The organism is Shewanella sp. 8A (assembly GCF_023475945.1).
Lineage (GTDB): Bacteria > Pseudomonadota > Gammaproteobacteria > Enterobacterales > Shewanellaceae > Shewanella > Shewanella xiamenensis.
The window spans coordinates 1-24,933 of record NZ_JAMDJP010000034.1 but is presented as its reverse complement, the minus strand read 5'-3'; the positions used below and the strand labels follow the sequence as shown (position 1 = coordinate 24,933).

The window sequence follows — 24,933 nt, the reverse complement described above, 5'->3', positions numbered from 1 at the left end:
TAGGCACTGACAGCGTATTCCAAGGATAGAAATATGAACAAGTTTGCCAAATTAACCACACAATATAGTTTGATGCTGCTCCTCACCACACTTGTCTCCGCTTGTGGGGGCAATGATGGTAATGATGGCTCACCCGGTGAGCCGGGGAAACCATCCGCAATAACGATCACTAGCCTAAACATCATGGTCGATAAAGTTACCGTGACCGACGGCATTGCCCAAGTCGATTATCAGGTGAGCAATCAAGACGATGAAGCCGTGGTTGGTATTCCTTCAGCCACCTTTATTGCGGCGCAATTACTACCTCAGGGCGCCACAGGTGCTGGTAATAGCAGTGAGTGGCAACATTTCACCTCTGAAACGTGCGCCGCTTCTTGCCTGGGCACGTTTGTTGACCATAAAAACGGCCATTACAGCTATCGTTTTAGCGCCACATTTAACGGCATGAATGGGGTGACATTCGTTAACGACGCCACCCAACGACTAGTCATCAAACTGGGCGGCGATGCATTAGCCGATGGCACAGCGCTCCCTATAACTAATCAGCACTATGATTGGCAAACCTCGGGGAATACCTTAGCTTATACCCGTAACTTAATTACCATTGAAACCTGTAATAGCTGCCACAACAATTTAGCGTTCCATGGTGGACGTTATAACCAAGTTGAAACCTGCGTAACCTGCCATAACAGTAAAAGAGTCAGCAATCCCGCGGATATTTTCCCGCAAATGATACACAGCAAACATTTAACGGGATTCCCTCAATCCATCAGTAATTGCCAGACTTGCCACGTTGATAATCCAGATTTAGCCGAGCGTCAAAATTGGCATAGGGTACCCACCATGGAAGCCTGTGGTGCCTGCCATACCCAAATTAATTTCCCTGCGGGCCAAGGCCATCCAGCCCAAGCGGATAATAGCAATTGCGTTGCTTGCCATAATGCCGATTGGACCGCCAGCGTACACGGCAATGAAGATCAAATGGCCGCGTTAGCTCAATTTAGTCCTAGCATCAGTAGTGCAAGCATGGATGCCAATGGCACAGTGACTGTTGCGGTGACCCTGATCAACCCCAGCACAGGCACTGCTTACCTAGATAGCGCAGATAAACTCAGATTTATCAGCGATCTAAGGGTTTATGCTAACTGGGGAACCAGTTTCGATTACAGTACCCGCTCTGCGCGCTCAATTCGTCTCCCTGACTCCACGCCAGTTTCTGGCAGCAATGGCACCTACGTTTACACTATTTCAGGTCTCACCGTTCCAGCAGGTACAGAGGCCGACCATGGCGGCTTAGCGATTCAGGGCCGGGTATGCGCCAAAGATAAAGTATTAGTGGATTGCAGCACCGAACAGGCAGAAGTGCTGGTGATCAAATCAAGTCATAGTTACTTCAATATGTCTGCATTAACCAGTACTGGCAGGCGCGAAGTCATTAGCAATGCCAACTGTGCTAGCTGCCACGGCGATCAACAACTGAATATTCATGGTGCGCGCAACGATTTAGCAGGCCAATGCCAACTTTGCCACAACCCGAATATGCAGGCCGACGCTACAGCGGCCAATCCCTCCATTACCTCCTTTGACTTTAAGCAGTTAATTCATGGCATCCATACCAGCCAATTTGCTGGTTTTGCAGATCTCAACTACCCAGGCAAAATCGGTAATTGTGCTCAATGCCATATCAAAGATGCAGCAGGCGTTTCAACGGTTGCCCTGCCCTTAAATACAGCGGTTCAACCGCTTGCGCTTAACAATGGCACCTTTACCAGCCCGATAGCCGCCGTATGCAGTAACTGTCACTCAAGTGATACCACCCACAACCATATGATGCAGCAAGGCGCTGTCTTTGCTGGAACAAAAGCAGATGCGACCGCGGGCACTGAAACCTGTGCATTCTGCCATGGACAAGGGGCCGTCGCCGATGTACTCAAGGTCCACCCAATTAATTAACCCTATGATGCAGGCCAAAAGGCCTGCAACTGCAGATATAAAAGGAACTCATACTATGCAGCCTTCTACCTCTAAAGAAATAGTCAGATCTCAATCACATAACCCGCTTAAAGTGACTGATAAATACCAATGACTTAGTTAGCCTTACAGGTGGGATCTAATCCCACACATTAAATGCCAATAATGAGATTTATTCTTATTTGATAAGTGTTTAATGATGATTAAAACTATTGCAGGGAAATATCATGATGAAACGGTTCAATTTCAATACCGCAACAAAAGCGATGTTGGGTGCCGGTTTACTTTCACTTCTTCTCACTGGCTGCGGTGGCAGTGACGGTAAAGATGGTGAAGACGGTAAACCAGGCGTTGTTGGTGTCAATATCACCTCAACCTCAACCTTAAAAGCAAAATTCACAAATGCCACTGTTGATGCAGGCAAAGTCACCGTTGATTTTACGTTGGAAAATGCTAATGGCGTTGCCGTATTAGGCTTAACTAAAGATCACGATTTACGGTTTGGTATTGCGCAATTAACTCCAGTTAAAGAAAAAGTGGGTGAAACTGAAGCTAACCGCGGTTATCAATGGCAAGCTTATATTAATGCCAAAAAAGAGCCAGGTACCATTCCATCCGGCGTTGATAACCTCAAGCCATCAGCCCAATACCAAGCAAACGTTGAAGCAGCAAGTAAATGTGATACTTGCTTAGTTGACCATGGTGATGGTAGCTATAGCTACACCTACCAAGCCAACATTGCTAATGTAACTGAGCCATTAACCGTTACTTACAGCGCTGACGCGACTCAACGCGCGACGATGGAGCTTGAATTACCACAACTCACAGCCAACGCCCATTTCGACTGGCAACCTTCTACTGGTAAGACTGAAGGTATTCAAACCCGTAACGTCGTTTCTATTCAAGCTTGTTATACCTGTCACCAACCTGAAAGCTTAGAGCTTCATGGTGGTCGTCGTATCGATATTGAAAACTGTGCCTCTTGCCATACTGCGACTTCTGGCGATCCAGAGTCAGGCAATAGCATTGAATTCACTTATATGATCCATGCTATCCACAAAGGTGGCGAGCGTCATACCTTCGATGAGACAGGCGCAGAAGTACCTGCTCCTTATAAGATTGTCGGTTACGGTGGTAAAGTGATCGACTACGGCAAAGTAGGCTTCCCATTAAAACCTGCTGCTGATTGTTCAGCCTGTCACGTTGAAGGTGCTGGTGCACCTGCCAATGCAGACCTATTCAAAGCAGATTTAAGCAATCAAGCTTGTATTGGTTGCCATACTGAAAAACCATCTGCTCACCATAGCAGCACTGACTGTACCTCTTGCCACAATGCGACAGAGCCTTACGGTGGTACAGGTAGTGCAACTAAGCGACATGGTGATGTGCTTAAAGCTTACAAAGATGCAGAAGCAATGAGCGTTAAGTTCACTGACATTGCAGCAGATGCTAATGGCAAATTAACATTCAAAGTCCAAATCTTAGACGGTTCTGGTAATGCAGTAGATAAACTCAGCATAAATCAGTCAAGTAGAGTGCTTATTGCATGGGATAGTGATAAAAACTACCCAGAATACGCTTCATCTTCTTCTCGTCGCGTTGCGCTATCGGAAGGTACATTTGATGCGGCTAACAAAACTTATTCGTTAACTGCTAGTAAAATGGTATTTCCTGCAGACGCTGTAGGTAAAACTTTCGAACTATGGTCAACTCTTGAAGTTTGTTTCAACAACGGCGGTTACGGTGTTTCAGATGTTGTGATGACCGATTGCTCTACACCCAATGTACGTAAAGTTATGATCAAAGAAGCTCCATTCCATTTTGTTTGGAACGGAACAGCTGCTGACCAAAGTGCTAAACCAGGTGTACGCCGTGAAATCATTGACCCAGCTAAGTGTCAAGGTTGTCATAATCAAGTAATCCACCATTATGACAATGGCGTCAACTGCCAAACTTGTCATACATCGGACAAAACCCTGAAAAATGATGCGGCCTATCCAGGCGGTAAGATACCAACCAGCTTTGCTTGGAAAGCGCACGAGCGTGAAGGACATTATCTGAAATATGCAGGCGTACAATCCGGTACTGTACTAAAAACCGATTGTGCAACATGTCATACTGCAGATAAATCAAACGTTGTAACAGGTATTGCTTTAGGCAGATCACCAGAACGTGCATGGCGCTTTGGTGATATTAACAACAACGGTGCAGAAATTTGGGTATCTTCCGATGCTGGTGCATGCTTAAGTTGTCACCAGAAATATCTGTCTGACGCTGCTAAATCGCATATCGAGACTAATGGCGGTATCTTAAATGGCTCAAGTGCAGCAGATGTTCAAACTCGTGCCTCTGAAAGCTGTGCGACTTGCCATACTCCATCACAATTGATGGAAGCTCACGGTAACTAAGTCGACGTAATTCTCTCAATAGAGAGCAAGAACAAAAAGAGAGAGGTATCCCCTCTCTCTTTTTTATTTTAGCTTCACAATCCGTCGTTTTTTTGATCTAAATTTGTTTTTCCCCTGTGGTTTAACTACCTCTTTAGAAATAGAAAGATCCAAGTCACACATTAGCAAAGGCTTAGAAGATTTTAGAGGCATGTTAGGTTAGCCTTTCCTTGGGGAATTCTATTTCCAGCATCCACTTAGGTTGCCTTCAAGACCAAAGCACAGACAAAGAATCTGTCGGGTGAAGAAGACAAGCACTTAAGTAATGCCAAACCTATGCAGGGAAAAAAATGATGAACGCAAAAAAATCAAAATTCGCACTGCTGCTTGCAGCAAGTGCCGTCACTATGGCCTTAACAGGCTGTGGTGGTAGCGATGGTAACGATGGTAAACCCGGTGAACCTGGTGGAGAGCCAGCTCCCGCTATTCAAAAGCTCAATTTTACATTCAACAAATCTGTTGTGACTAACGGTGTACCTAGTGTTGAATTCACTGTCACCAACGAAGACGATTTACCGGTCGTGGGTCTGCAAAAAATGCGTTTTGCAGCAGCTCAATTACTTCCTCAAGGCGCTACAGGTGCCGGTAATGCCTCTCAGTGGCAATACTTTGGTGATGAAACCTGTGATCTCGCTTCAACTTGCCCAGGTACTTTTGTTGACAAGAAGAACGGCCACTACAGCTATACCTTCAAGATGAACTTAACTGCCAATGCTAAGATCACCTACAACGACCAGTTGGCTCAACGTGTGCTAATCCGCGCTTACAATACGCCACTACCAGATGGCACCTTAGTGCCTAACAGCAACGCTTTTGTAGATTTCACCGCTGACACGGGTGCAGAACCTAGCTACAGCCGTAAAATCGTTGCCACTGAAAGCTGTAATACTTGCCACCAAGACTTAGCACAGGTTAAACATGGTGGTGCGTATTCAGATGTTAACTACTGCGCAACGTGCCACACCGCAGGCAAAGTGGGCGTAGGTAAAGAGTTTAATGCTCTAGTTCACGCCAAGCATAAAGACCTGACCTTAGGCTCATTAGAAAGCTGCCAAAGCTGTCACACTGAAAATGAAGCAACACCTGATTGGGGCAACTGGTCACGTATTCCAACTGCCGCAACCTGTGGAAGCTGTCATAGCACTGTGGATTTTGCTGCGGGTAAAGGTCACTCTCAACAACTCGATAACTCTAACTGTATAGCCTGCCATAACAGCACTTGGACAGCCGAGTTACATACAGCTAAAACCGCTGACAAAAAAGCCGTTATCGCTCAATTAGGTATGTCTGCAACATTAGCTGCTCAAGCAGACAATACTGCGGTATTAACCGTGTCTATCTTAGATAAAGACGGCAATGCCATTGATGCGGCGAGTGTACAAAATAAGATTAAACGTTTAGAAACTATCACTAACGTTGGACCTAACTTCCCCATCATGGGCTATAACAAGAGCCCAGGTAGCGGTACAGCTAAAGTGGCCAAAGATCTAGTCAAAGATGGTGCATTACAAGCTGATGTTACCATCGCTGATGGTAAACTGGTGTTCACTACTCCTGCACTGCCATTTGGTGCGGGCGATACTGATACCGCCTTTACCTTTATTGGCTTAGAAATGTGTAACACTGGTACCACATTAACGGCTTGTACTGCTAATAGCACAACCACCAGTATGAAAGCCGAGTTAGCCTTTGGTACTAAATCTGGTAAAGCGCCTAGTACGCGTCATGTTAACTCAGTGAACTTCAGTACTTGCCAAGGCTGTCACAGTGACACCTTTGAAATCCACAAAGGTCACCATGCAGGCTTTGTGATGTCTGAACAAGTTTCACATGCCAAAGACGCAAACGGTAAGCCTATCGTGGGTGTTGATGCTTGTGTTGCTTGTCACACACCAGATGGTACCTATGCAAACGGTGCTAACAAAGGTGGTTTCGAAATGAAACTACACGTGGTTCACGGTGAGCAAGGCGTGATCAAAGAATGTACTCAGTGCCACAACGACTTCAACTTAGATGCGTTTAAAGTGAAAGGTGCATTGGCTACTTCTGCAGGTAAATACACCACCCCAATCACAGCAACTTGTACTTCATGTCATACCATTGGTACAGATAAAATGACCAAACACTCTGCTGACACTCTTGTAAGCTTTGGCGCGGTTATTGATGGTGATTATACTCAAGCCAACCAAGCGGCACAGTCAGAAACCTGTTTCTACTGCCATACCCCAACAGTTGCAGATCACACTCAAGTGAAAATGTAATTTGCCCAAGCAGGGGGAGTTCGCTCCCCCTTTCTTGAATTTTGTTGGGACAAATTGGGAAGCCTATTATGAAGAACAGTCACAAAATGAAAAATCTACTGCCGGCATTTGTCATCACAATGGCAATGTCAGCAGTTATGTCTTTATGCATCACACCAAACGCTTACGCGTCGAAGTGGGATGAAAAAATGACCCCTGAGCAAGTCGAAGCGACCTTGGATAAGAAGTTTGCCGAAGGCAACTACTCCCCTAAAGGTGCAGACTCTTGCATCATGTGCCATAAAAAATCTGAAAAAGTGATGGACCTTTTCAAAGGTGTCCACGGCGCGATTGATTCGTCAAAAAGCCCCATGGCTGGCCTGCAATGTGAGGCGTGCCACGGCCCAATGGGCCAGCACAACAAAGGCGGCAACGAGCCGATGATCACTTTTGGTAAGCAATCAACCTTAAGTGCCGATAAGCAAAACAGCGTATGTATGAGCTGTCACCAAGACGATAAACGTATGTCTTGGAATGGCGGTCACCATGACAACGCCGATGTTGCTTGTGCTTCTTGTCACCAAGTACACGTAGCTAAAGATCCTGTGTTATCTAAAAACACTGAGATGGAAGTCTGTACTAGCTGCCACACTAAGCAAAAAGCGGATATGAATAAACGCTCAAGTCATCCACTCAAATGGGCCCAAATGACCTGTAGCGACTGCCACAATCCCCATGGGAGCATGACAGATTCCGATCTTAACAAGCCTAGTGTTAATGATACCTGTTATTCCTGTCATGCCGAGAAACGCGGCCCAAAACTTTGGGAGCATGCACCCGTCACTGAGAATTGTGTCACTTGCCACAATCCTCACGGTAGTGTGAATGATGCCATGCTGAAAACCCGCGCGCCGCAGCTGTGTCAGCAATGTCATGCTAGCGATGGCCACGCCAGCAATGCTTACTTAGGTAACACTGGTTTAGGTTCTAATGTCGGTGACAATGCCTTTACGGGTGGAAGAAGCTGCTTAAATTGCCATAGTCAGGTCCATGGTTCTAACCATCCATCTGGCAAGCTATTACAGCGCTAAGGAGACGAGAAAATGAAATTTAAACTCAATTTGATCACTCTCGCGTTATTAGCCAACACTGGCTTTGCCGTAGCCGCTGATGGTTATGGTCTTGCTAATGCCAATACTGATAAAGTGAAATTATCCGCATGGAGCTGCAAAGGCTGCGTGGTTGAAACGGGCACATCTGGCACTGTGGGTGTCGGTGTCGGTTATAACAGTGAAGAGGATATTCGCTCCGCCAATGCCTTTGGGACATCCAATGAAGTCGCGGGCAAATTTGATGCCGATTTAAGCTTTAAAGGTGAAAAAGGTTACCGTGCCAGTGTTGAAGCTTATCAACTCGGTATGGATGGCGGTCGTTTAGATGTGAATGCAGGCAAACAAGGCCAGTACAACGTCAATGTAAACTATCGCCAAATTGCGACCTACGACAGCAATAGCGCCCTATCGCCCTACGCGGGTATTGGTGGCAATAACCTGACGTTACCCGATAACTGGGTAACTGCTGGTTCAAGCAGCCAAATGCCATTGTTGATGGATAGCCTCAATGCCCTCGAATTATCACTTAAACGTGAACGCACGGGATTGGGATTTGAATATCAAGGCGAATCCCTGTGGAGCACCTATGTTAACTACATGCGTGAAGAAAAAACTGGCTTAAAACAAGCCTCTGGTAGCTTCTTCAACCAATCGATGATGTTAGCAGAGCCAGTGGATTACACTACCGACACCATTGAAGCGGGTGTCAAACTCAAAGGTGATCGTTGGTTCACAGCGCTCAGTTACAATGGGTCTATATTCAAAAACGAATACAACCAATTGGACTTTGATAGTGCATTCAATCCTACCTTTGGTGCCCAAACCCAAGGTACGTTGGCGCTTGATCCCGATAATCAGGCACACACAGTGTCATTGATGGGACAGTACAACGATGGCAGTAACGCCCTATCGGGTCGTATTCTTACTGGACAAATGAGCCAAGATCAGGCGTTAGTAACGGATAACTATCGTTATTCCAGCCAGCTAACAAGTGATGCGGTTGATGCAAAAGTCGATCTATTGGGCATGAACCTTAAAGTCGTTAGCAAAGTCAGCAAAGATCTTCGCTTGACAGGTAGTTACGATTATTACGACCGTGACAATAATACCCAAGTTGAAGAATGGACCCAGATCAGCATCAACAATGTCAACGGTAAGGTGGCTTATAACACCCCTTACGATAATCGTACACAACGCTTTAAAGTTGCCGCAGATTATCGTATTACCCGCGATATTAAACTTGATGGTGGTTATGACTTCAAACGTGACCAACGTGATTATCAAGACCGTGAAACCACGGATGAAAATACCGTTTGGGCTCGTTTACGCGTCAATAGCTTCGATATGTGGGACATGTGGGTAAAAGGCAGTTACGGAAAACGTGACGGCTCACAATACCAAGCGTCTGAATGGACTTCTTCTGAAACTAACAGCCTGTTACGTAAGTACAATCTGGCTGACCGTGACAGAACCCAAGTCGAAGCGCGCATCACCCATTCGCCGCTTGAAAGCCTGACCATTGATGTTGGTGCCCGTTACGCGCTCGATGATTATACCGATACTGTGATTGGCTTAACTGAGTCAAAAGACACCAGTTATGATGCCAATATCAGCTATATGATCACCGCAGACTTACTGGCAACCGCCTTCTACAACTACCAGATCATTGAGTCTGACCAGGCGGGTAGCAGTAATTACAGCACCCCGACGTGGACTGGCTTTATTGAAGATAAAGTGGATGTGGTCGGTGCAGGTATTAGCTACAACAACCTGCTGGAGAACAAGTTACGCCTAGGACTGGATTACACCTATTCCAACTCCGACAGTAACACTCAAGTCAGACAAGGTATCACTGGCGACTATGGCGATTATTTTGCCAAAGTACATAACATTAACTTATATGCTCAATATCAAGCCACCGAAAAACTCGCGCTGCGCTTCGATTACAAAGTTGAGAACTATAAGGACAATGACGCCGCAAATGATATCGCTGTTGATGGCATTTGGAACGTCGTAGGTTTTGGTACTAACAACCATGACTACACCGCACAAATGCTAATGCTGAGTATGAGCTACAAGCTCTAATCTGCGTTTATTGATGGTCAAAAGCCCGCTCTGCGGGCTTTTTTATTAGAACGTGTTGACGTTTCGAGAGTAAATATTATTCGTTCTGGCAAGCTCGTGCTCGCGAAACTATACAAAAACTCACCGCACTTTTGTTACAACATCTCGCTATTCCAACCCACAAAATCTTGAATAAGATCAGAATCTGGGGCAAAACTCGCACTCAAAATAAGGTATTCCTTGAGTTTACAAGCACTTTAGCGGATGTTAATTCAGCCCGTTAATTTTCAGTGGATATCAGATGTCGTCCTTCACTTGTTCTTTTTGGCGTTTATCGCCAGTACCCGCCTTGATAGGCTTAAGTTTGTTCTCTACCCCGGCCATGGCATTTGATTCCAGCGGTGGCACAGCAAGCTTATTTATCATCGTCGGTCTGGGTGGATTTACCCTGATCAATAGCTTAATGCAAGGGCTGTTCTTTTTTGCGGGTCAGTATCGTAATCCCATCTTTGCCAAACGCCACGTACTAACCGCACTGATAGTACCATTGCTCGCTTTTACCTTTACCCTTTATGAACACCGCACTTGGAGCGACTTTGCACTCAATCTTGGGATGATCATTGTTGGCGTTGGGCTGATTTTATTGCCGCTGCAGTTACGCCAACTTCATCAGCCCAGCAATCAACATGCGGGCTGGCTACTGAGTCTTGGCGCCTTATTGATTCTCGGCATCAGTTATCTACTGCCGCCCTGCGCTCTATTTGCCATCATCTTGGCCCATATTGCTTTAGCCTCTCATGCCAAAAATCCCACTAAATCCTTGGGTGCTAAGCCATTGAGTTATCTTGTATTAGCCGCCTCATATGCACTCTTTGGTTATTGGCTCTATCATCTATTGAGCAAACTAGGGGCTTAACGATGACAACCGCCCCACACCCAAGTATCGAGCCCGCTTGCTCAACCGAACTCAATTTACTGCTCAAGCAAATTCGCGCCTGCCAACTTTGTCAGGCCGAGCTTCCACTGCCAGCAAAACCTATCTTGCAAGCCAGTAGCCAAGCACGGATCTTAATTGCGGGCCAAGCCCCCGGTGTAAAAACTCACCACAAGGGCATTCCCTTCGATGATGCCAGTGGCGAGCGTCTGCGCACTTGGCTTAATGTCAGCAGAGAACAATTCTATGATCCCGCCCTGTTCGCCATAGTACCGATGGGGTTTTGTTTTCCGGGAACCATTGAACGAAACGGTAAAAAGCAAGGTGATAAGCCGCCGCGCCAAGAGTGCGCCACGACTTGGCATGAAAAGTTATTAGCCTTGATGCCACAGGTAGAGTTAGTGCTCGTACTTGGCCAATATGCAATTGATTACCATCTGCCACGTGCTAAGGCTCGTCTTACTACAGCATGCAGGGAGTTAACCTCACCGGACTTAACGTTATCAACGCCATTGTCGCCCCCAAAAGTCACAGTAACCCAAGCGATTGAGCAATGGTCCTCGTATTGGCCGCAATTGATGGTCATGCCCCACCCTAGCCCTCGAAACAACCTTTGGCTAAACCAGCATCCCGAATTTGAACGAGTGCTTATACCTAAGATAAGATCACGTATCGCGGCATTATTAAATGCTTAATTGAAATAGGCACAGACCATGTATCTGCTCGATTCCGCCATAGCCAAAAAAATTGTCAGTCGTACGATGAAAATCATCGGACACAATATCAATGTGATGAATGGTCAGGGGGTGATTTTAGGATCAGGCGATCCCAAACGAATGGGTTCAGTCCACGAAGGCGCATTATTAGCCATAGCGCAAAATCGCAATGTGGAATTGAGCGAAGAAGTCGCCTCCGGTCTTCATGGCGTAAAACCCGGCATCAACTTACCTTTGCATTACCAAGGGCAAATTATTGGTGTGATTGGCATTACTGGCGACCCGGCAGAACTAACCCACTACGGCGAGCTGCTAAAAATGACCGCCGAGATGATTGTCGAGCAAGCCAATCAACAGGATAAATTGCAATGGGAAAACCGCCAGCGTGAAGAATTTATTCTGCAACTTATCAAGGCACAAACCGATGACGATGAGCAATTGCATCGCTGGGCCAAGCAGCTCGATATTGATATCACGCTACCACGAGTGGCCGCCATTATTGAAGTGAGTGAAAAACAACCCTCCGCCATCCACAAAATGATATCGCAGGTAAACACATCAACAAATAACGAGCTAAGCGGTAGTGATGAGCGCAATCCCAGAGTCAGCGAAACCCTCAAGCAAGTATTGCATCTACTGCAAAATCCCGACCGCGGCAACCTAATTGCAATGACCTCCATGTCACAGCTGGTGATCCTAAAACCCGCTTTTCTAGATGGAAAACAATGGGATCCCGAGCTTGAAAACCAACGTATTGATAAGTTATTGCAACGATTACCTGCGCAGATGGACTTAAATTTTAAAATTGCCTTGGGCCACTTTTTTCCCGTAAAAGGTGGGATTGCACGCTCCTATCAAACCGCGCAAGAAACGTTGAGCTTAGGTAAACAGCTCAACCCTGAAGGCACAAAATACCTATTTGAGGATTATTCCTTACAAGTGCTGCTCTCAGGACTCAAGCATGACTGGCGCGGCCAAGCGCTAGCAAGTCCCTATCAGCAACTAACGCAGGCCGATAAAAATGGCCAATTACGTAAAACTTTAGCTGCCTACATCACCCACTTTGGTGATGCGCAGCGATGCGCCAATGCCCTGTTTATCCACCGAAATACCTTAAGATATCGTCTAGATAAAATTCAGCAATTAACCAAAACTGATATTCAATCCTTACACGGCTTATTAAGTCTGTATCTGGGACAACTGCTTGATACTTCTGCAAGCCCAAAGTAGCGGCCTCTGTTTAACCAGACGCTCCTTTAGCCACCGAATTCAACGACTGAGTATTTAACTCTCGTGGCTTAAGCAATCAATGGATATCGCAATCATGTCTCAAGCTAACCTCATTTACTGCACTATTACTCCACTATTGAGTAAGCAATACATTCGGTGAAAGATTTATACCGTATCTCCTGTCCTATATTTCTGGATAACTCTCTCGCGTCGACATTTCGAACGCTCGTTACAGTCCATTGAAAGGAATAACAATGACCCTATTCAAACTGACTTTACTTGCCAAAGCATGCATCATCACAGGCTTAGCCTTCACTTCACCGACATTAATCGCCGCCGAAAAAACCATTCCCGAGCTAGTTGATGCAGTCAATGGCACGCCGGATGCGGCAAGTCGCGAAGCGGGTAAAAAAGTGAAACTGCGTAATCACACAAAAGGATTTTGCACCTCCGGCTATTTTGCGCCCAACCCAGAGTTACAAGATTCACTATCAATTCCGTTCTTTAATCAAAGCCAAATTAAGGTTACTGCTCGTTTTTCCCTTGGTGGCACCAATCCTCAAATCTCCGACAAAACACCAGGGCGCTTTATGTCACTCAAAATTGATGGCGATAAAGAAAACCTGAACTTTGTCACCACCAATGTGCCAGTGTTCTTTGCTAGTAATCTGGATGATTTTTTTACCTTTCAGACCAAAGTGAAACAAGGTGCCGAAGGTAAACAGTGGCTTATCGATAATAAGCCCGACGCCAAAGCTTTTTTCGACGATGTAAAACAACTGCCACCCAGCCCCAGCTTTGCTAATAGTCGCTACTTTGGCGTAAACAGCTTTTTGTTTACCGACAAGCAAAATAACAGCGTTGCGGGTAAATGGATTTTTGAACCCGTCGCCGGCACAGCAGCCCTTTCTGCCAGCGAACTGGCTAATCTGGGTGATGATTTTTTAAAGGCAGAATTACTCCAGCGCATTAATACCCAGCCAGCACAATGGAACCTCTATATTCAACTGGCTGAATCGGGTGATGACATTAATAATCCAACGGTGATTTGGCCTGAGACTCGTAAGCGATTACTGGTCGGCCAAGTGGTGATTAACGGGGACCGCGATAGCGACTCCCAAGTGCAACAGTGTGATAAAGGCATTTTTAACCCACTGTTATTACCTAAGGGCATTGCCCCCTCAGCCGATCCGATACTTAATGCTAGAACGGCGGCTTATGTTGAGTCTTTTATTCGTCGTCAATAACTCAAGATATTAAACGCTACACTTTTAAGGTTGGTAAACCGCAGGTTTACCAACCCCTCGCAACAATATTTCTGCTATTACATTCGAAGTCACACGCATTATTTTGTGCATACGCACAAAATAATGGCCTGTTTATGCCGTAATTCCGTCAGTTTAACCAAAGCTATTCAATTCGCAGTATTCAATAATAGGCTGACCTTAAAGCAGCCTTTATTTGAACTTAGGATCAGATAACCGCCGCGCCCTACAAAAACAGCCAGAACCACTTAAGAACTTCAGCCAAGACTGAACGGGACAATCTATGAACTTAGTGCTCATCCTCATCGGCGTGATTGCATTTATTGTTATCGCGACCTCAAAATTTAAGCTCCATCCGTTTTTAACCTTAATTCTGGCCGCCTTTATTGGCGCCTTCGCCTATGGTTTACCGAGTGGCGATATTGCTAAAACCATCACCACTGGCTTTGGCAATATCCTCGGCTATATCGGTCTGGTGATCGTGCTCGGGACCATTATCGGTATCATCCTCGAAAAGAGCGGCGCCGCCATCACCATGGCAGACGTGGTGATTAAAGTCTTGGGTAAACGCTTCCCAACACTCACGATGTCGATTATCGGCTACTTAGTGTCGATTCCGGTGTTTTGTGACTCGGGTTTCGTGATCTTAAACTCGCTGAAACAATCCATGGCCAACCGCATGAAGGTCTCTAGCGTGTCGATGAGTGTGGCGTTAGCGACAGGTCTTTATGCGACTCACACCTTTGTACCGCCCACACCTGGCCCTATCGCCGCGGCGGGTAACTTAGGGCTAGAGTCCAACTTGGGCCTAGTGATTGGTGTTGGTTTATTTGTTGCTGCCGTTGCCTCACTTGCGGGCATGCTATGGGCGAACCGCTTTGCAGGGGTTGAACCTGATGGCGAAGGCGCGGAAGAACTCAAAGCTCAAGCCGCTGATTTTGAATCCTTAAAACAAAGCTACGGCACACTCCCTAGCCCATTAAAGGCATTTGCACCGATTTTTGTGCCTATCCTATTAATTTGTTTAGGTTCTATCGCTAACTTCCCTTCTGCACCACTGGGCAAAGAAGGCCTATTCAGCCTATTAGTCTTCCTCGGTCAACCCGTTAACGCCCTGCTTATCGGTCTATTCCTGTCACTGCTATTACTGAAAAGCGATAACAAGATTGCCGAGTTTAGCGAGCGTATTAGCCAAGGTTTAGTCGCCGCAGCACCGATTATTTTGATCACCGGTGCCGGTGGAGCCTTCGGCGCAGTGTTAAAAGCCACACCTATTGGTGACTTTTTAGGCAGCTCATTATCAGCACTCGGCGTTGGGATTTTCATGCCCTTTATCGTCGCCGCAGCATTAAAATCGGCTCAAGGTTCATCCACCGTTGCCTTAGTGGCAACCTCAGCCTTAGTCGCCCCAATGCTGGGCGATATCGGTCTTGGCAGCGAAATGGGCCGCGTATTAACCGTAATGGCCATTGGTGCTGGCGCCATGACAGTCTCCCACGCTAACGACAGCTTCTTCTGGGTGGTGACTCAATTTAGCCGCATGAGCGTCAAACAAGCCTATAAAGCCCAAACCATGGCGACCCTTATCCAAGGTGTAACCTCCATGCTGGCCGTGTATGTACTAAGCTTAGTGCTGCTCTAAGCCGCTGTTATCTTGTCCTTGGGCGCAACCAAGCGCCCAAAAAGCTGTAGGATTTTGAATGAAGATAGTTATTGCCCCCGATTCCTTTAAAGAGAGCTTAAGCGCACTCGATGTGGCTAACGCAATCGAACAAGGCTTAACACAAGTGATCCCAGACTGTGAGATTGTCAAAATCCCCGTCGCCGATGGCGGCGAAGGCACAGTGCAATCGATGGTCGATGCCACTGGCGGCAGCATTGTCAATTTAGAGGTCATGGGGCCACTCGGCCATAAAGTCAAAGCCCATTACGGCATTTTAGGCCAGCAAGCCAAAGGCACGATTGCGGTGATTGAAATGGCCTCCGCCTCGGGTTTGCACCATGTACCAAGGGTTCAGCGTAACCCGCTGATCACCACCAGTTATGGCACTGGCGAGCTGATTTGTGATGCGCTCAATCGCGGGATAAAACACATTATTTTAGGCTTAGGCGGCAGTGCAACCAATGATGGCGGCGCAGGTATGGCCCAAGCGCTGGATATTTTACTGCTGGATAAACAAGGCAAAACCTTAAGTGCGGGCGGCGCAGCGCTATCTCAGCTTGCCAGTATCGATATGAGCAACGCCCATCCGCTACTGAAAGAATGCACCTTTGAAGTAGCCTGCGATGTCGATAATCCGCTGTGCGGTGAGCGTGGCGCCTCGGCCATCTTTGGCCCGCAAAAAGGCGCAACACCCGAGATGGTGAGCACCTTAGACGCCGCCCTGAGCCACTATGCCGATGTTATCGCCCAAAGTGGTGTAACCGATCACCGTAACCAAGCTGGCGCGGGCGCGGCAGGCGGAATGGGGCTTGGCGTGATGGCGTTTTTAGGCGCCGAGCTTAAACCCGGTGTCGAGATTGTGATGCAAACGGTGGGACTGGCAGACAAAATTCGCGGCGCAGATCTTGTCATTACGGGTGAAGGCCGAATCGATGGCCAGACCATATTTGGCAAGACCCCGATGGGTGTATTAAAGCAAGCGCAGCTGCAAAATATTCCGACCATTGGGATTGCGGGTTGCCTTGGCGACAATGCTAATGCGGTGCTCGAGCAAGGTATGGCGGCGATTTTCCCCATCATTCCACATTTAAGTCCACTGGACGATGTGCTGGCTAACGCCAAAACCAATCTAATCAATACCGCCCGTAATATTGGCGCCGTTTTGATGCTGGGCAAGCGTTAACTTTACCTTAGCGTACAGACAATGTTTAGATAACCAACAACACACACCCAAGGCGCTATTTATAGCGCCTTTGTTTATTCTATAACCCAAGCACAGACTTAGGCGGTGTTTTAGTGCTTGATGCCTAAAAGGCCTTGCAGTAAAGTGAGCTCCCTTTTTGGTAATCCGTAAACGGGTTTAAGCGCCATGTATTTGGTTATACTCTTAATCACCTTTGCGGTTTCACTATAAGAATTAATAGACGGCAAGCCCCATGACCCAAAAACTCCCTCGCCAAGCCATCGCATCTGAAGAAAGTCTAATGCGGATTTTCACTGTGCCCGAAGATGCGGAATCCACCTTAAGCATTATCGAGCAGAAGCTTTCCGAGGACTTAGCCGGTTTTTTGGGTGACAGCATTGCCGCACTGGAAAAGCCGCTTTCCGAAATCGAAACCGATTTTCAAGCCTTTGAAATTCCAAGCCAGCCGCGTTTTGTCTCCGACTACACCGACGAAATCATGCAGAATCTGGTGGCGCATTCGGTGCATACGGCGGCGCCCAGTTTTATCGGCCATATGACCTCGGCACTGCCCTATTTCGTGTTGCCACTGTCGAAGATGATGGTGGGGCTGAATCAAAACTTAGTCAAAATCGAAACATCCAAAGCCTTTACGCCGCTTGAGCGCCAAGTGCTCGGCATGATGCACCATTTGATTTACGCTCAAGATAATGATTTTTATCGTAATTGGATGCACAGCGCCAACCATTCCCTCGGCGCATTTTGCTCTGGCGGCACAGTGGCTAACATCACCGCCCTGTGGATTGCCCGCAACCAATTACTCAAGGCCGATGGCGACTTTAAAGGCGTGACCCGCGAAGGCTTAATCAAGGCGCTGCGTCATTATGGCTTCGATGATTTAGCGATTCTGGTCTCCGAGCGCGGCCACTACTCCTTAGGTAAGGCCGTCGATCTGCTCGGTATCGGTCGCGACAATATCATCAGCATCCCAACCGATGGCAATAACAAAGTCGACGTTGCCAAAATGCGCGAAGTTGCCGCCGAACTGGCGAATAAGCGCATCAAAGTCATGGCGATTGTTGGGGTGGCAGGCACCACCGAGACGGGCAATATCGACCCTCTGCGCGAACTTGCCGCCTTAGCAAGTGAGCTAAACTGCCACTTCCATGTGGATGCGGCTTGGGGCGGCGCAAGCTTATTATCCAATAAATACCATCACTTACTCGATGGTATTGAACTCGCAGATTCAGTCACCATCGATGCCCATAAGCAAATGTATGTCCCCATGGGCGCGGGTATGGTGCTATTTAAAAATCCTGAGTTTGCCCATGCGATTGCCCACCACGCTGAATATATTCTGCGCCGAGGCTCTAAGGATTTAGGCAGCCAAACGCTCGAAGGCTCACGCCCCGGCATGGCGATGTTAGTGCATGCCTGTTTACAGATTATCGGCCGCGATGGTTATGAGATTCTGATCAATAATAGCCTTGAAAAAGCCCGTTATTTTGCCGAGCAAATCGACGCACACCCTGACTTTGAGCTAGTCACCGCGCCAGAGCTGTGCCTGCTTACCTATCGTTATGTGCCAGCAAGTGTGCAGGCGGCGATGCAAGTAGCGATAGAACAAGGCGATAAGACCAAACTCGCTCGCTTTAATGAGCTGCTCGATGGTCTAACTCAATTTATTCAAAAACACCAACGCGAACAGGGTAAATCCTTTGTCTCCCGCACCCGCATTCAACCCGCCCGCTACTTTAGACAACCCACAGTGGTGTTTCGCGTGGTATTAGCTAATCCTTTGACTAGCCATGAGATCCTTAATCAAGTGCTTATCGAGCAAGGTGAAATTGCCGCATTGGATAACGAGTTCTTACCTGCGCTATTAGCTATGGTCAATGAATAGCGAGTGAGTTGGCGTAAGCTTTAAATATCATTTAAATACAGCATGTTAATCAAAAACAGCCGCAAATATTTTGCGGCTGTTTTTGTTTGTAGAACTAAAATGGCGGAATGTTAGGTTAAAAATAGAAAGATGATCCAAGCACTTCTGATCTCGTTGCGGATATGCCGAATTCCATTGCTTCCGTGACACGCCGTGAAGCCATCCATGGCGGCTCTACGATGATATCCATATCATCGAAGGTCACGTCAGCAATCGAATTAACCTGACACAGAATTATGAACAGCCTCTTAGTGAAAACTCGCCTATGTTAGGGCTAAACAATGAAGAGTTCTTTAACGATAGTGCTTTTCACTCGCTGGATACATTAAGAGGTAAACGTTTTAAGTGCTTGATATAGTTCTAATGGTTCATTAGTTCCAACCACAATTGAAACGCCTGAACGGAAGTCAATTTTAACACCTTCGAAACCGGATATATTATATATTGCTCCTTCAGATGAAATTCGCATACCCCAACCACAATACCATTTATTTTTTACCATAGACACATTGGCAACATCTGAAAGATCAAATCTCTTTTTAAATAAACCAATTCCGTAGCTTAGCGTAAGCTTTTTATCTTCGATACTCACCCTCAACTTAAAGGTCATCAATAGTATGATACTCAATATTACTATTAAAATAATAAAATCGTTTTCACCTTTAAAGTCTTGCAGAAAAATTTTATTGACTATAAAAACAGACAGCAATACAACGAAATAAATTATAATGAAAGGGTATCCAATTTGATTATTTAAGTAACGCATCAACAATTCTCCTTTATGGCAAATTAATCTTGGCTATATTTTTAGATACGAAATCCTTAGCTAGGTATTAAAAATTTAGCCAACCATTTTATCTCATACCATAATGCACTTTCAGTTTACCTACAACCCGTATGGCATAAATTGCTTTAACCAAAGTAATAAAAAACACAAGGAGGTAATAAATCCAGCTATACATTTTAAATCAAAGACATAAAAAAGCTCCAAGTCATTAAAAATAGTATATTTCAAACGTGCAACTCCCAATACAACAAATGGCCAGCGTGGAAGATGAAGGTAGCCTCACTCTTTTTCCTATTATTTTCCAGTCGATGACGATTAGGTTCTTATGCTCAAATAGCGAATACGCCAAATTCAGCAGCTTGCGTGACACGCCGTAAAGCCATCCATGGCGGCTCTCGAATACATCCATATTATTGAAGGTCATGCCCGTAATAGAATTCGCCTAAACAAATTACGGCTTAATCTGTTGTATATTGAGGACAAATACTATGATAACAGTGCTGCATTGTTCACCACTTCCCATAGGAATTATGCAGTAAAAGAGTAACTATGGGAGGATATTAAGGAGTAGGATTTCTCCCCTTGAGAGGGCGCGGCATACAAACCTCTTATTCAATGTTTAACCAAGGTATAGCCGGAGGTTCACTGCCACGCTATTAAAGTTGGGAGTCAATATTTTCACCCAATTTTTTAGTTTATATATCTCCGTTTGTATGTCATTAATGGTTACTTAACTCATTTTTAATTTTCTGTAATCCGACCAACGCTCTCTTAATGACTCAATTAGAGATAGTGCTATGAAGAAAAACACCAAGCACCAAATATTCGGCTCGTAATTAACACCTAATCCATTTACGGGATAAATTAATGGCTCGTTCGTTCTCGCAAGATCAACGGCATAAATCCATAAAGCTCCTTCACTATTTTGGCTAAAAACACCATTATACCTCTTGGTATAATAGATTACTTTTTCGGGAAAACGTAACTCATTTAATGCTCTAGATAAATTTTTGCACTTTTGCCAACCACTAAACCATACCTCTCGTTCAGGAAAGGATGTATACAAAATAATACTATCCGCCCCTGAAATTTTATTCTTACATTCAATCGAGTAAAGAATACCTTCTACTTTTACAAGTTCAGATTCATTAACACCGCTAACAAAGTATCTAAAGTGCCAAGTCAGATAGAATAAAGATATAATTAATATTAGTTGCAAAGAAATTGGTAACTGCTTCAACCAGCTCATTAATTTAGATTTTTTCGGTACCGTGGGAATAATTTTCACTGTTTATCCTTTTTCACAGAAAATCGAGCAACCCTTTTCAAAAAATAACATAATGTGCTTTCAACTTACGTTCAAGCAATTAGTTATTAAGTTAGCTCTAAGAAAAAATTTAACAAGCACCCATTGTTAAATTCTTGGCATATCCTAATTGTGAGTAACAGACCATCTGCCATACCAACGGCTTAACGGCATTAGGCTGTGGGATGAAGCCCCATGACCACTCTGTTGGTTTTTACACCACGACAGAGTAATCTAACCAAATCAACAATGGGGTGTTCTATGGACAGAAAATCATTATTGCTAGTTACACTTATCCTGCCTTTTTCGGCCAATGCCGCCGTATACCAATGTGCCGATGGAAAATATCAGGCCGATCCCTGTGATGAAAATAGCCAACCCGTAGATCTCAGCGGCGTCGGTAGCGTGGTTAAAGGCCCTGATATTGCCCATGCAAACGCTGTTACTCACTCGGATAAAAAACAAGAAATTAGCGATTTTATTGATAAACAACGCATTAGCCGTGAAATCACTAAACTAGAAAACGACCGAAAACTCATTATCGATCAAAGGGATAAACGTATTGTCGAGCTAAGAAACGATAGAAGTTACGCCAATAACAATCTTGCTGGGGCAACTTGGGAGCAAAGCTTGGCGCAAGAAATGTCGGCTGTGGCACAGCAAGCAGATACACAGGTTGCGTCTATCGATAGGCAAATAGAACAATTACGACTCAAGTTAAAGTAGATAAAGCGCAGCCACTCACGCTTTCCCATGCCAAATAGATAAGAACCAATACAAGGAATGACGATGTATTTTATTGCGGCTTTTGGCCTATTGATGCTTTTTTTTAGCCTTGTAATGGTCATCAAGCCTTCGGCTTTCGCTAACGGTATCATTGCATTTAGCGAGCAGCCCTACTTCCATATTGCTGAAGTGGTTAGCCGTATTATTGCGGGTATGATTTTTATCCAATATTGCGCCGATACCCGATTTCCACAGATCTTTTTGGCGATAGGCGTTGTCTTATTCTGTGTGGGAATAGGCTTGGCATGCACGCCGCCGAGTAAACATCGTAAATTTGCCCTATGGTCAGCCCAAGCGTTTAACAATAAATTCCGCTTAATCGGTGTTGTTTCCTTCCCGCTGTCTTTGCTGCTGATTTATGCTGCTGGCATCGCCTAAAACTCAGTGACAATCCACCCAACTTCCACGACTGAAGCGCCGAGTGTAAAAGCGCAAGATTCGGGTCGAGTTGCATGCCCTAACCCTGCACTATGTCTCTATCGGCGCATATTGGCCGAGGCAATCAATGGAGACATATCTATGGCAGTGTTACAGGGAAAGGTCGCAATCATTACTGGGGCAAGTTCGGGGATTGGCTATGCCACCGCGAAACGCTTCGCCCGTGAAGGCGCAAAACTGGTGCTAGGCGCGCGCCGCGGCGCCATATTGGCCTCATTGGTGGATGAGATCATCAGCCAAGGCGGTGAGGCGGTTTATCTGGCGGGCGATGTAACCGACGAAGTGTATGCCAGTGATTTAGTGGCGCTTGCCGTTGAGCACTATGGTGGATTGGATATCGCCTTTAACAATGCAGGCATTAATGGCGAATTAGGTGTGGATTCGGATGCGCTCAGCCGAGCCGAATGGGAAAATACTCTAACAACCAACCTTACCAGTGCATTTTTAGCGGCAAAATATCAATTACCACAAATGCTTAAACGTGGCGCAGGGTCGATTATTTTTACATCTTCCTTTGTTGGCTATACCATAGGTTTTCCGCAAACGGCAGCCTATGCGGCGAGTAAAGCGGGGATGATTGGCTTAACCCAATCCTTGGCCGTTGAATACGGCGCGCGCGGCATTAGGGTTAATGCGCTATTGCCTGGCGGTACAGATACCCCAATGGGGCGGGAGTTTGCCAATACCCCGGAGGCCATGGCCTTTGTGAAAAACCTCCATGCCCTCAAGCGCCTCGCAGATCCCGCGGAAATTGCCCAATCGGCGCTATATCTCGCCTCCGATGCGGCCAGTTTTACCACAGGGATAGCCTTATTGGTCGATGGTGGTGTGTCCATCTGTAAAACCTAGGGAATGGATAACGATGACCCAAGATTACGAGCGAATTGCGCGTGCCATTGACTTTATTCGTCAGCATGTGGGTCATCAACCCTCACTGGCGGAGATTGCGGCGCACGTCCATTTAAGTGAATTCCATTTCCAGCGGCTCTTTAGTCGCTGGGCGGGGATCACTCCCAAGCGTTACTTGCAGGCCTTAACCCTAGAGTGGGCAAAACAGTTATTGCAGCAGCCGTCCCACTCGACCTTGAGTGCCAGTTATGAGTTAGGCCTGAGCAGTGGCTCGCGTTTATACGATCATTTTGTGCAACTTGAGGCGGTCACGCCCTTCGAATATCGACAAAAAGGCTTAGGGATCAGCATTGCCTATGGCTATCATCCTACGCCCTTCGGTTTAGCCTTTATCGCCCAAACAGCCCGGGGCATTTGCCAGTTTGATTTTGTCGATATGCTGCAAATTCAATTGCCATTAGAACGTTTAAAGCAGAGCTGGAGTCAGGCCACCATTTATGAGGACACAGCGCAAACAGCAAGCTTAATTGATCACCTCTTTAGCCAGTACTTTGCTGACACGAGTGCCAAAAAGCTTAGTTCAATAGCATCCAGCACTCAGGCTATTCACCAAGGTGAGCCTTCCCCGCTCTCACTCTGGGTAAAAGGCACCAATTTTCAGCTTAATGTGTGGCGCGCCCTACTAAATTTACCTAAGGGAGAGGTCGCCTCCTACGGTGATATTGCCAAGGCCATTGGTAAGCCTAAGGCCTCACGCGCGGTCGGTTCGGCGATTGGCGCTAATCCGGTGGCATTACTTATCCCCTGCCATCGGGTGCTACGCCAAACTGGTGAACTTGGCGGTTATCGCTGGGGTGAAACCCGCAAACATGCCATATTGGCAAGGGAAGCGGCCTATAGTGAGTAAAACCATTAAACAGAGGTTTGACAGGCTTTCATGCTCTTAACTGAATTCTTAGCTATTAAATAATAAGGGAGGCAAACATGCCGACGCATTCCCCATCCCAACAGGGACCTAACCCGAATGACAAATCCCCCTTAAAAGGATTTCCTCAGGTGGGTTTTCTGAAGAACTTCATTAGCCGCGACAACATTATCGTCGGCGATTACACCTATTATGACGATCCGGCAGGGCCTGAGCGCTTCGAATCGAATGTACTTTATCACTTTGACTTTATTGGCGATAAACTGATTATTGGTAAATTTTGTGCCATTGCAAGGGACGTTAAGTTCATCATGAATGGCGCCAATCATTCAGTGTCTGGCTTTTCCACTTATCCCTTTTATATCTTCGGTAATGGCTGGGAGAAGGCAACACCTAAGCCAGAAGACTTTCCTTTTAAGGGCGATACCTGTGTCGGTCACGATGTTTGGATTGGTTATAACGCCACAATCATGCCTGGAGTGAAGATTGGCCATGGCGCGATTATCGCAAGCCAATCTGTCGTCACAAAAGATGTACCGCCCTATGCTGTTGTGGGTGGTAATCCTGCCACCATTATTAAGCTAAGATTCGAGCAAACTGTGATAGATAAGCTCGTTGCTATTGCATGGTGGGATTGGCCGATTGAGAAAATCACTCAGCACTTAAGCGCTATCGCTGGCGCAGAACTCACTAAGTTGCAGCTGGCAGATTAAGCAAGTGACACCCACAAAACGAGTTCCAAGTGAAAAGGTGAAACCTTTGTGAATATCAAAGGAATGACTGTTGGCAGTATCGCTAGCGCTTAACTCCCGTAAACCCAATGATAAACAAGTAATCATCCTGATTAGGATATTGGGCTAAAAAATGGACGCAAAATGATGCGTCCATTTGCAGTAAGATTAGACGGTTAATTACGTTTAATTGGGGTCAAACCTTTATTACGACTCTCAATAGCATCGTCTAAGGGCTTTGTTTCCTAAATCGATTCAGCGAACAAAGCCCCTCATAATCGTCTAAATATCAAACTACACGGTAAGTTACAGGCATGCCTAGCCCTGTAAGCTTGTTCAAAGCC

19 protein-coding genes are annotated in these 24,933 nt (G+C 46.1%); 17 read left to right on the top strand and 2 right to left on the bottom strand.

Going from position 1 to position 24,933, the window contains the following annotated elements; translation table 11 throughout:
* Positions 1–33 precede the first annotated feature (33 nt).
* The 12 genes from M0413_RS19160 to panP all read left to right on the top strand — a co-directional run bounded on the left by M0413_RS19160 (position 34) and on the right by panP (position 18,728).
* The gene (locus M0413_RS19160) at positions 34–1,953 is read left to right on the top strand and encodes an OmcA/MtrC family decaheme c-type cytochrome (protein WP_249555320.1); all 1,920 of its coding nucleotides are present in this window, start codon (positions 34–36) and stop codon (positions 1,951–1,953) included.
* 245 nt (positions 1,954–2,198) lie between these two features.
* Positions 2,199–4,379 carry an OmcA/MtrC family decaheme c-type cytochrome gene (locus M0413_RS19155; RefSeq protein ID WP_203431907.1) on the top strand — a complete coding sequence of 727 codons (2,181 nt, stop codon included), beginning with the start codon at positions 2,199–2,201 and terminating at the stop codon, positions 4,377–4,379.
* Positions 4,380–4,708: 329 nt separating this feature from the next.
* Positions 4,709–6,679: an OmcA/MtrC family decaheme c-type cytochrome gene (locus tag M0413_RS19150; RefSeq protein ID WP_249555318.1), complete on the top strand. Its 1,971-nt coding sequence runs from the start codon at positions 4,709–4,711 to the stop codon at positions 6,677–6,679.
* 68 nt (positions 6,680–6,747) lie between these two features.
* On the top strand, positions 6,748–7,749 hold the full coding sequence (gene mtrA / locus M0413_RS19145) for a decaheme c-type cytochrome MtrA (protein WP_037417148.1): 1,002 nt from the start codon (positions 6,748–6,750) through the stop codon (positions 7,747–7,749).
* Positions 7,750–7,761: 12 nt separating this feature from the next.
* A complete protein-coding gene (locus tag M0413_RS19140; RefSeq protein WP_249555316.1) occupies positions 7,762–9,855 on the top strand; it encodes an MtrB/PioB family decaheme-associated outer membrane protein in 2,094 nt (697 codons plus the stop codon).
* Between the two features lie 280 nt (positions 9,856–10,135).
* On the top strand, positions 10,136–10,750 hold the full coding sequence (locus tag M0413_RS19135) for a hypothetical protein (protein WP_249555314.1): 615 nt from the start codon (positions 10,136–10,138) through the stop codon (positions 10,748–10,750).
* 2 nt (positions 10,751–10,752) lie between these two features.
* Entirely contained in the window at positions 10,753–11,463 is a 711-nt protein-coding gene (locus tag M0413_RS19130) for a uracil-DNA glycosylase family protein (protein ID WP_249555312.1), read from the top strand.
* 18 nt (positions 11,464–11,481) lie between these two features.
* Positions 11,482–12,714: a sugar diacid recognition domain-containing protein gene (locus tag M0413_RS19125; RefSeq protein ID WP_172587500.1), complete on the top strand. Its 1,233-nt coding sequence runs from the start codon at positions 11,482–11,484 to the stop codon at positions 12,712–12,714.
* 254 nt (positions 12,715–12,968) lie between these two features.
* Positions 12,969–13,961, top strand: coding sequence for a catalase family peroxidase (locus M0413_RS19120; RefSeq protein WP_249555310.1), 993 nt, complete (start codon positions 12,969–12,971; stop codon positions 13,959–13,961).
* A 301-nt stretch (positions 13,962–14,262) separates the two neighbouring features.
* Positions 14,263–15,621 carry a GntP family permease gene (locus M0413_RS19115; protein WP_037427906.1) on the top strand — a complete coding sequence of 453 codons (1,359 nt, stop codon included), beginning with the start codon at positions 14,263–14,265 and terminating at the stop codon, positions 15,619–15,621.
* A gap of 58 nt (positions 15,622–15,679) precedes the next feature.
* Positions 15,680–16,825, top strand: coding sequence for a glycerate kinase (locus M0413_RS19110; RefSeq protein WP_249555308.1), 1,146 nt, complete (start codon positions 15,680–15,682; stop codon positions 16,823–16,825).
* Positions 16,826–17,078: 253 nt separating this feature from the next.
* Complete coding sequence (gene panP, locus M0413_RS19105) at positions 17,079–18,728, top strand: pyridoxal-dependent aspartate 1-decarboxylase PanP (protein ID WP_249555306.1); 1,650 nt, start codon at positions 17,079–17,081, stop codon at positions 18,726–18,728.
* 364 nt (positions 18,729–19,092) lie between these two features.
* Here panP and M0413_RS19100 read toward each other — a convergent pair whose 3' ends face one another.
* Entirely contained in the window at positions 19,093–19,533 is a 441-nt protein-coding gene (locus M0413_RS19100; protein WP_249555304.1) for a hypothetical protein, read from the bottom strand.
* Between the two features lie 751 nt (positions 19,534–20,284).
* Positions 20,285–20,842, bottom strand: coding sequence for a hypothetical protein (locus M0413_RS19095; RefSeq protein WP_249555302.1), 558 nt, complete (start codon positions 20,840–20,842; stop codon positions 20,285–20,287).
* 279 nt (positions 20,843–21,121) lie between these two features.
* Here M0413_RS19095 and M0413_RS19090 point away from each other — a divergent pair, with 279 nt between their 5' ends.
* From M0413_RS19090 to M0413_RS19070, 5 genes are all read left to right on the top strand, one after another.
* Positions 21,122–21,586 (top strand): hypothetical protein, encoded by a 465-nt coding sequence (locus M0413_RS19090; RefSeq protein WP_023267497.1) that lies wholly within the window; start codon positions 21,122–21,124, stop codon positions 21,584–21,586.
* 63 nt (positions 21,587–21,649) lie between these two features.
* On the top strand, positions 21,650–22,024 hold the full coding sequence (locus M0413_RS19085; RefSeq protein ID WP_249555300.1) for a hypothetical protein: 375 nt from the start codon (positions 21,650–21,652) through the stop codon (positions 22,022–22,024).
* Positions 22,025–22,165: 141 nt separating this feature from the next.
* Entirely contained in the window at positions 22,166–22,933 is a 768-nt protein-coding gene (locus tag M0413_RS19080; protein ID WP_218678464.1) for an SDR family oxidoreductase, read from the top strand.
* Positions 22,934–22,946: 13 nt separating this feature from the next.
* Positions 22,947–23,840, top strand: coding sequence for a bifunctional transcriptional activator/DNA repair enzyme AdaA (locus M0413_RS19075; RefSeq protein ID WP_249555298.1), 894 nt, complete (start codon positions 22,947–22,949; stop codon positions 23,838–23,840).
* A 77-nt stretch (positions 23,841–23,917) separates the two neighbouring features.
* Positions 23,918–24,571 carry a Vat family streptogramin A O-acetyltransferase gene (locus tag M0413_RS19070; RefSeq protein ID WP_144375635.1) on the top strand — a complete coding sequence of 218 codons (654 nt, stop codon included), beginning with the start codon at positions 23,918–23,920 and terminating at the stop codon, positions 24,569–24,571.
* Positions 24,572–24,933: the final 362 nt, after the last annotated feature.

Bases quoted from the DNA above. Each gene is read 5' to 3' on its own strand.
- panP (WP_249555306.1), top strand. From the start codon at position 17,079: ATGACCCAAAAACTCCCTCGCCAAGCCATCGCATCTGAAGAAAGTCTA.
- M0413_RS19100 (WP_249555304.1), bottom strand. From the start codon at position 19,533: ATGCGTTACTTAAATAATCAAATTGGATACCCTTTCATTATAATTTAT.
- M0413_RS19135 (WP_249555314.1), top strand. From the start codon at position 10,136: ATGTCGTCCTTCACTTGTTCTTTTTGGCGTTTATCGCCAGTACCCGCC.
- M0413_RS19070 (WP_144375635.1), top strand. From the start codon at position 23,918: ATGCCGACGCATTCCCCATCCCAACAGGGACCTAACCCGAATGACAAA.
- M0413_RS19080 (WP_218678464.1), top strand. From the start codon at position 22,166: ATGGCAGTGTTACAGGGAAAGGTCGCAATCATTACTGGGGCAAGTTCG.
- M0413_RS19155 (WP_203431907.1), top strand. From the start codon at position 2,199: ATGATGAAACGGTTCAATTTCAATACCGCAACAAAAGCGATGTTGGGT.
- M0413_RS19160 (WP_249555320.1), top strand. From the start codon at position 34: ATGAACAAGTTTGCCAAATTAACCACACAATATAGTTTGATGCTGCTC.
- M0413_RS19125 (WP_172587500.1), top strand. From the start codon at position 11,482: ATGTATCTGCTCGATTCCGCCATAGCCAAAAAAATTGTCAGTCGTACG.
- M0413_RS19075 (WP_249555298.1), top strand. From the start codon at position 22,947: ATGACCCAAGATTACGAGCGAATTGCGCGTGCCATTGACTTTATTCGT.
- M0413_RS19140 (WP_249555316.1), top strand. From the start codon at position 7,762: ATGAAATTTAAACTCAATTTGATCACTCTCGCGTTATTAGCCAACACT.
- M0413_RS19110 (WP_249555308.1), top strand. From the start codon at position 15,680: ATGAAGATAGTTATTGCCCCCGATTCCTTTAAAGAGAGCTTAAGCGCA.
- M0413_RS19085 (WP_249555300.1), top strand. From the start codon at position 21,650: ATGTATTTTATTGCGGCTTTTGGCCTATTGATGCTTTTTTTTAGCCTT.
- M0413_RS19115 (WP_037427906.1), top strand. From the start codon at position 14,263: ATGAACTTAGTGCTCATCCTCATCGGCGTGATTGCATTTATTGTTATC.
- M0413_RS19150 (WP_249555318.1), top strand. From the start codon at position 4,709: ATGATGAACGCAAAAAAATCAAAATTCGCACTGCTGCTTGCAGCAAGT.
- M0413_RS19120 (WP_249555310.1), top strand. From the start codon at position 12,969: ATGACCCTATTCAAACTGACTTTACTTGCCAAAGCATGCATCATCACA.
- M0413_RS19130 (WP_249555312.1), top strand. From the start codon at position 10,753: ATGACAACCGCCCCACACCCAAGTATCGAGCCCGCTTGCTCAACCGAA.
- mtrA (WP_037417148.1), top strand. From the start codon at position 6,748: ATGAAGAACAGTCACAAAATGAAAAATCTACTGCCGGCATTTGTCATC.
- M0413_RS19090 (WP_023267497.1), top strand. From the start codon at position 21,122: ATGGACAGAAAATCATTATTGCTAGTTACACTTATCCTGCCTTTTTCG.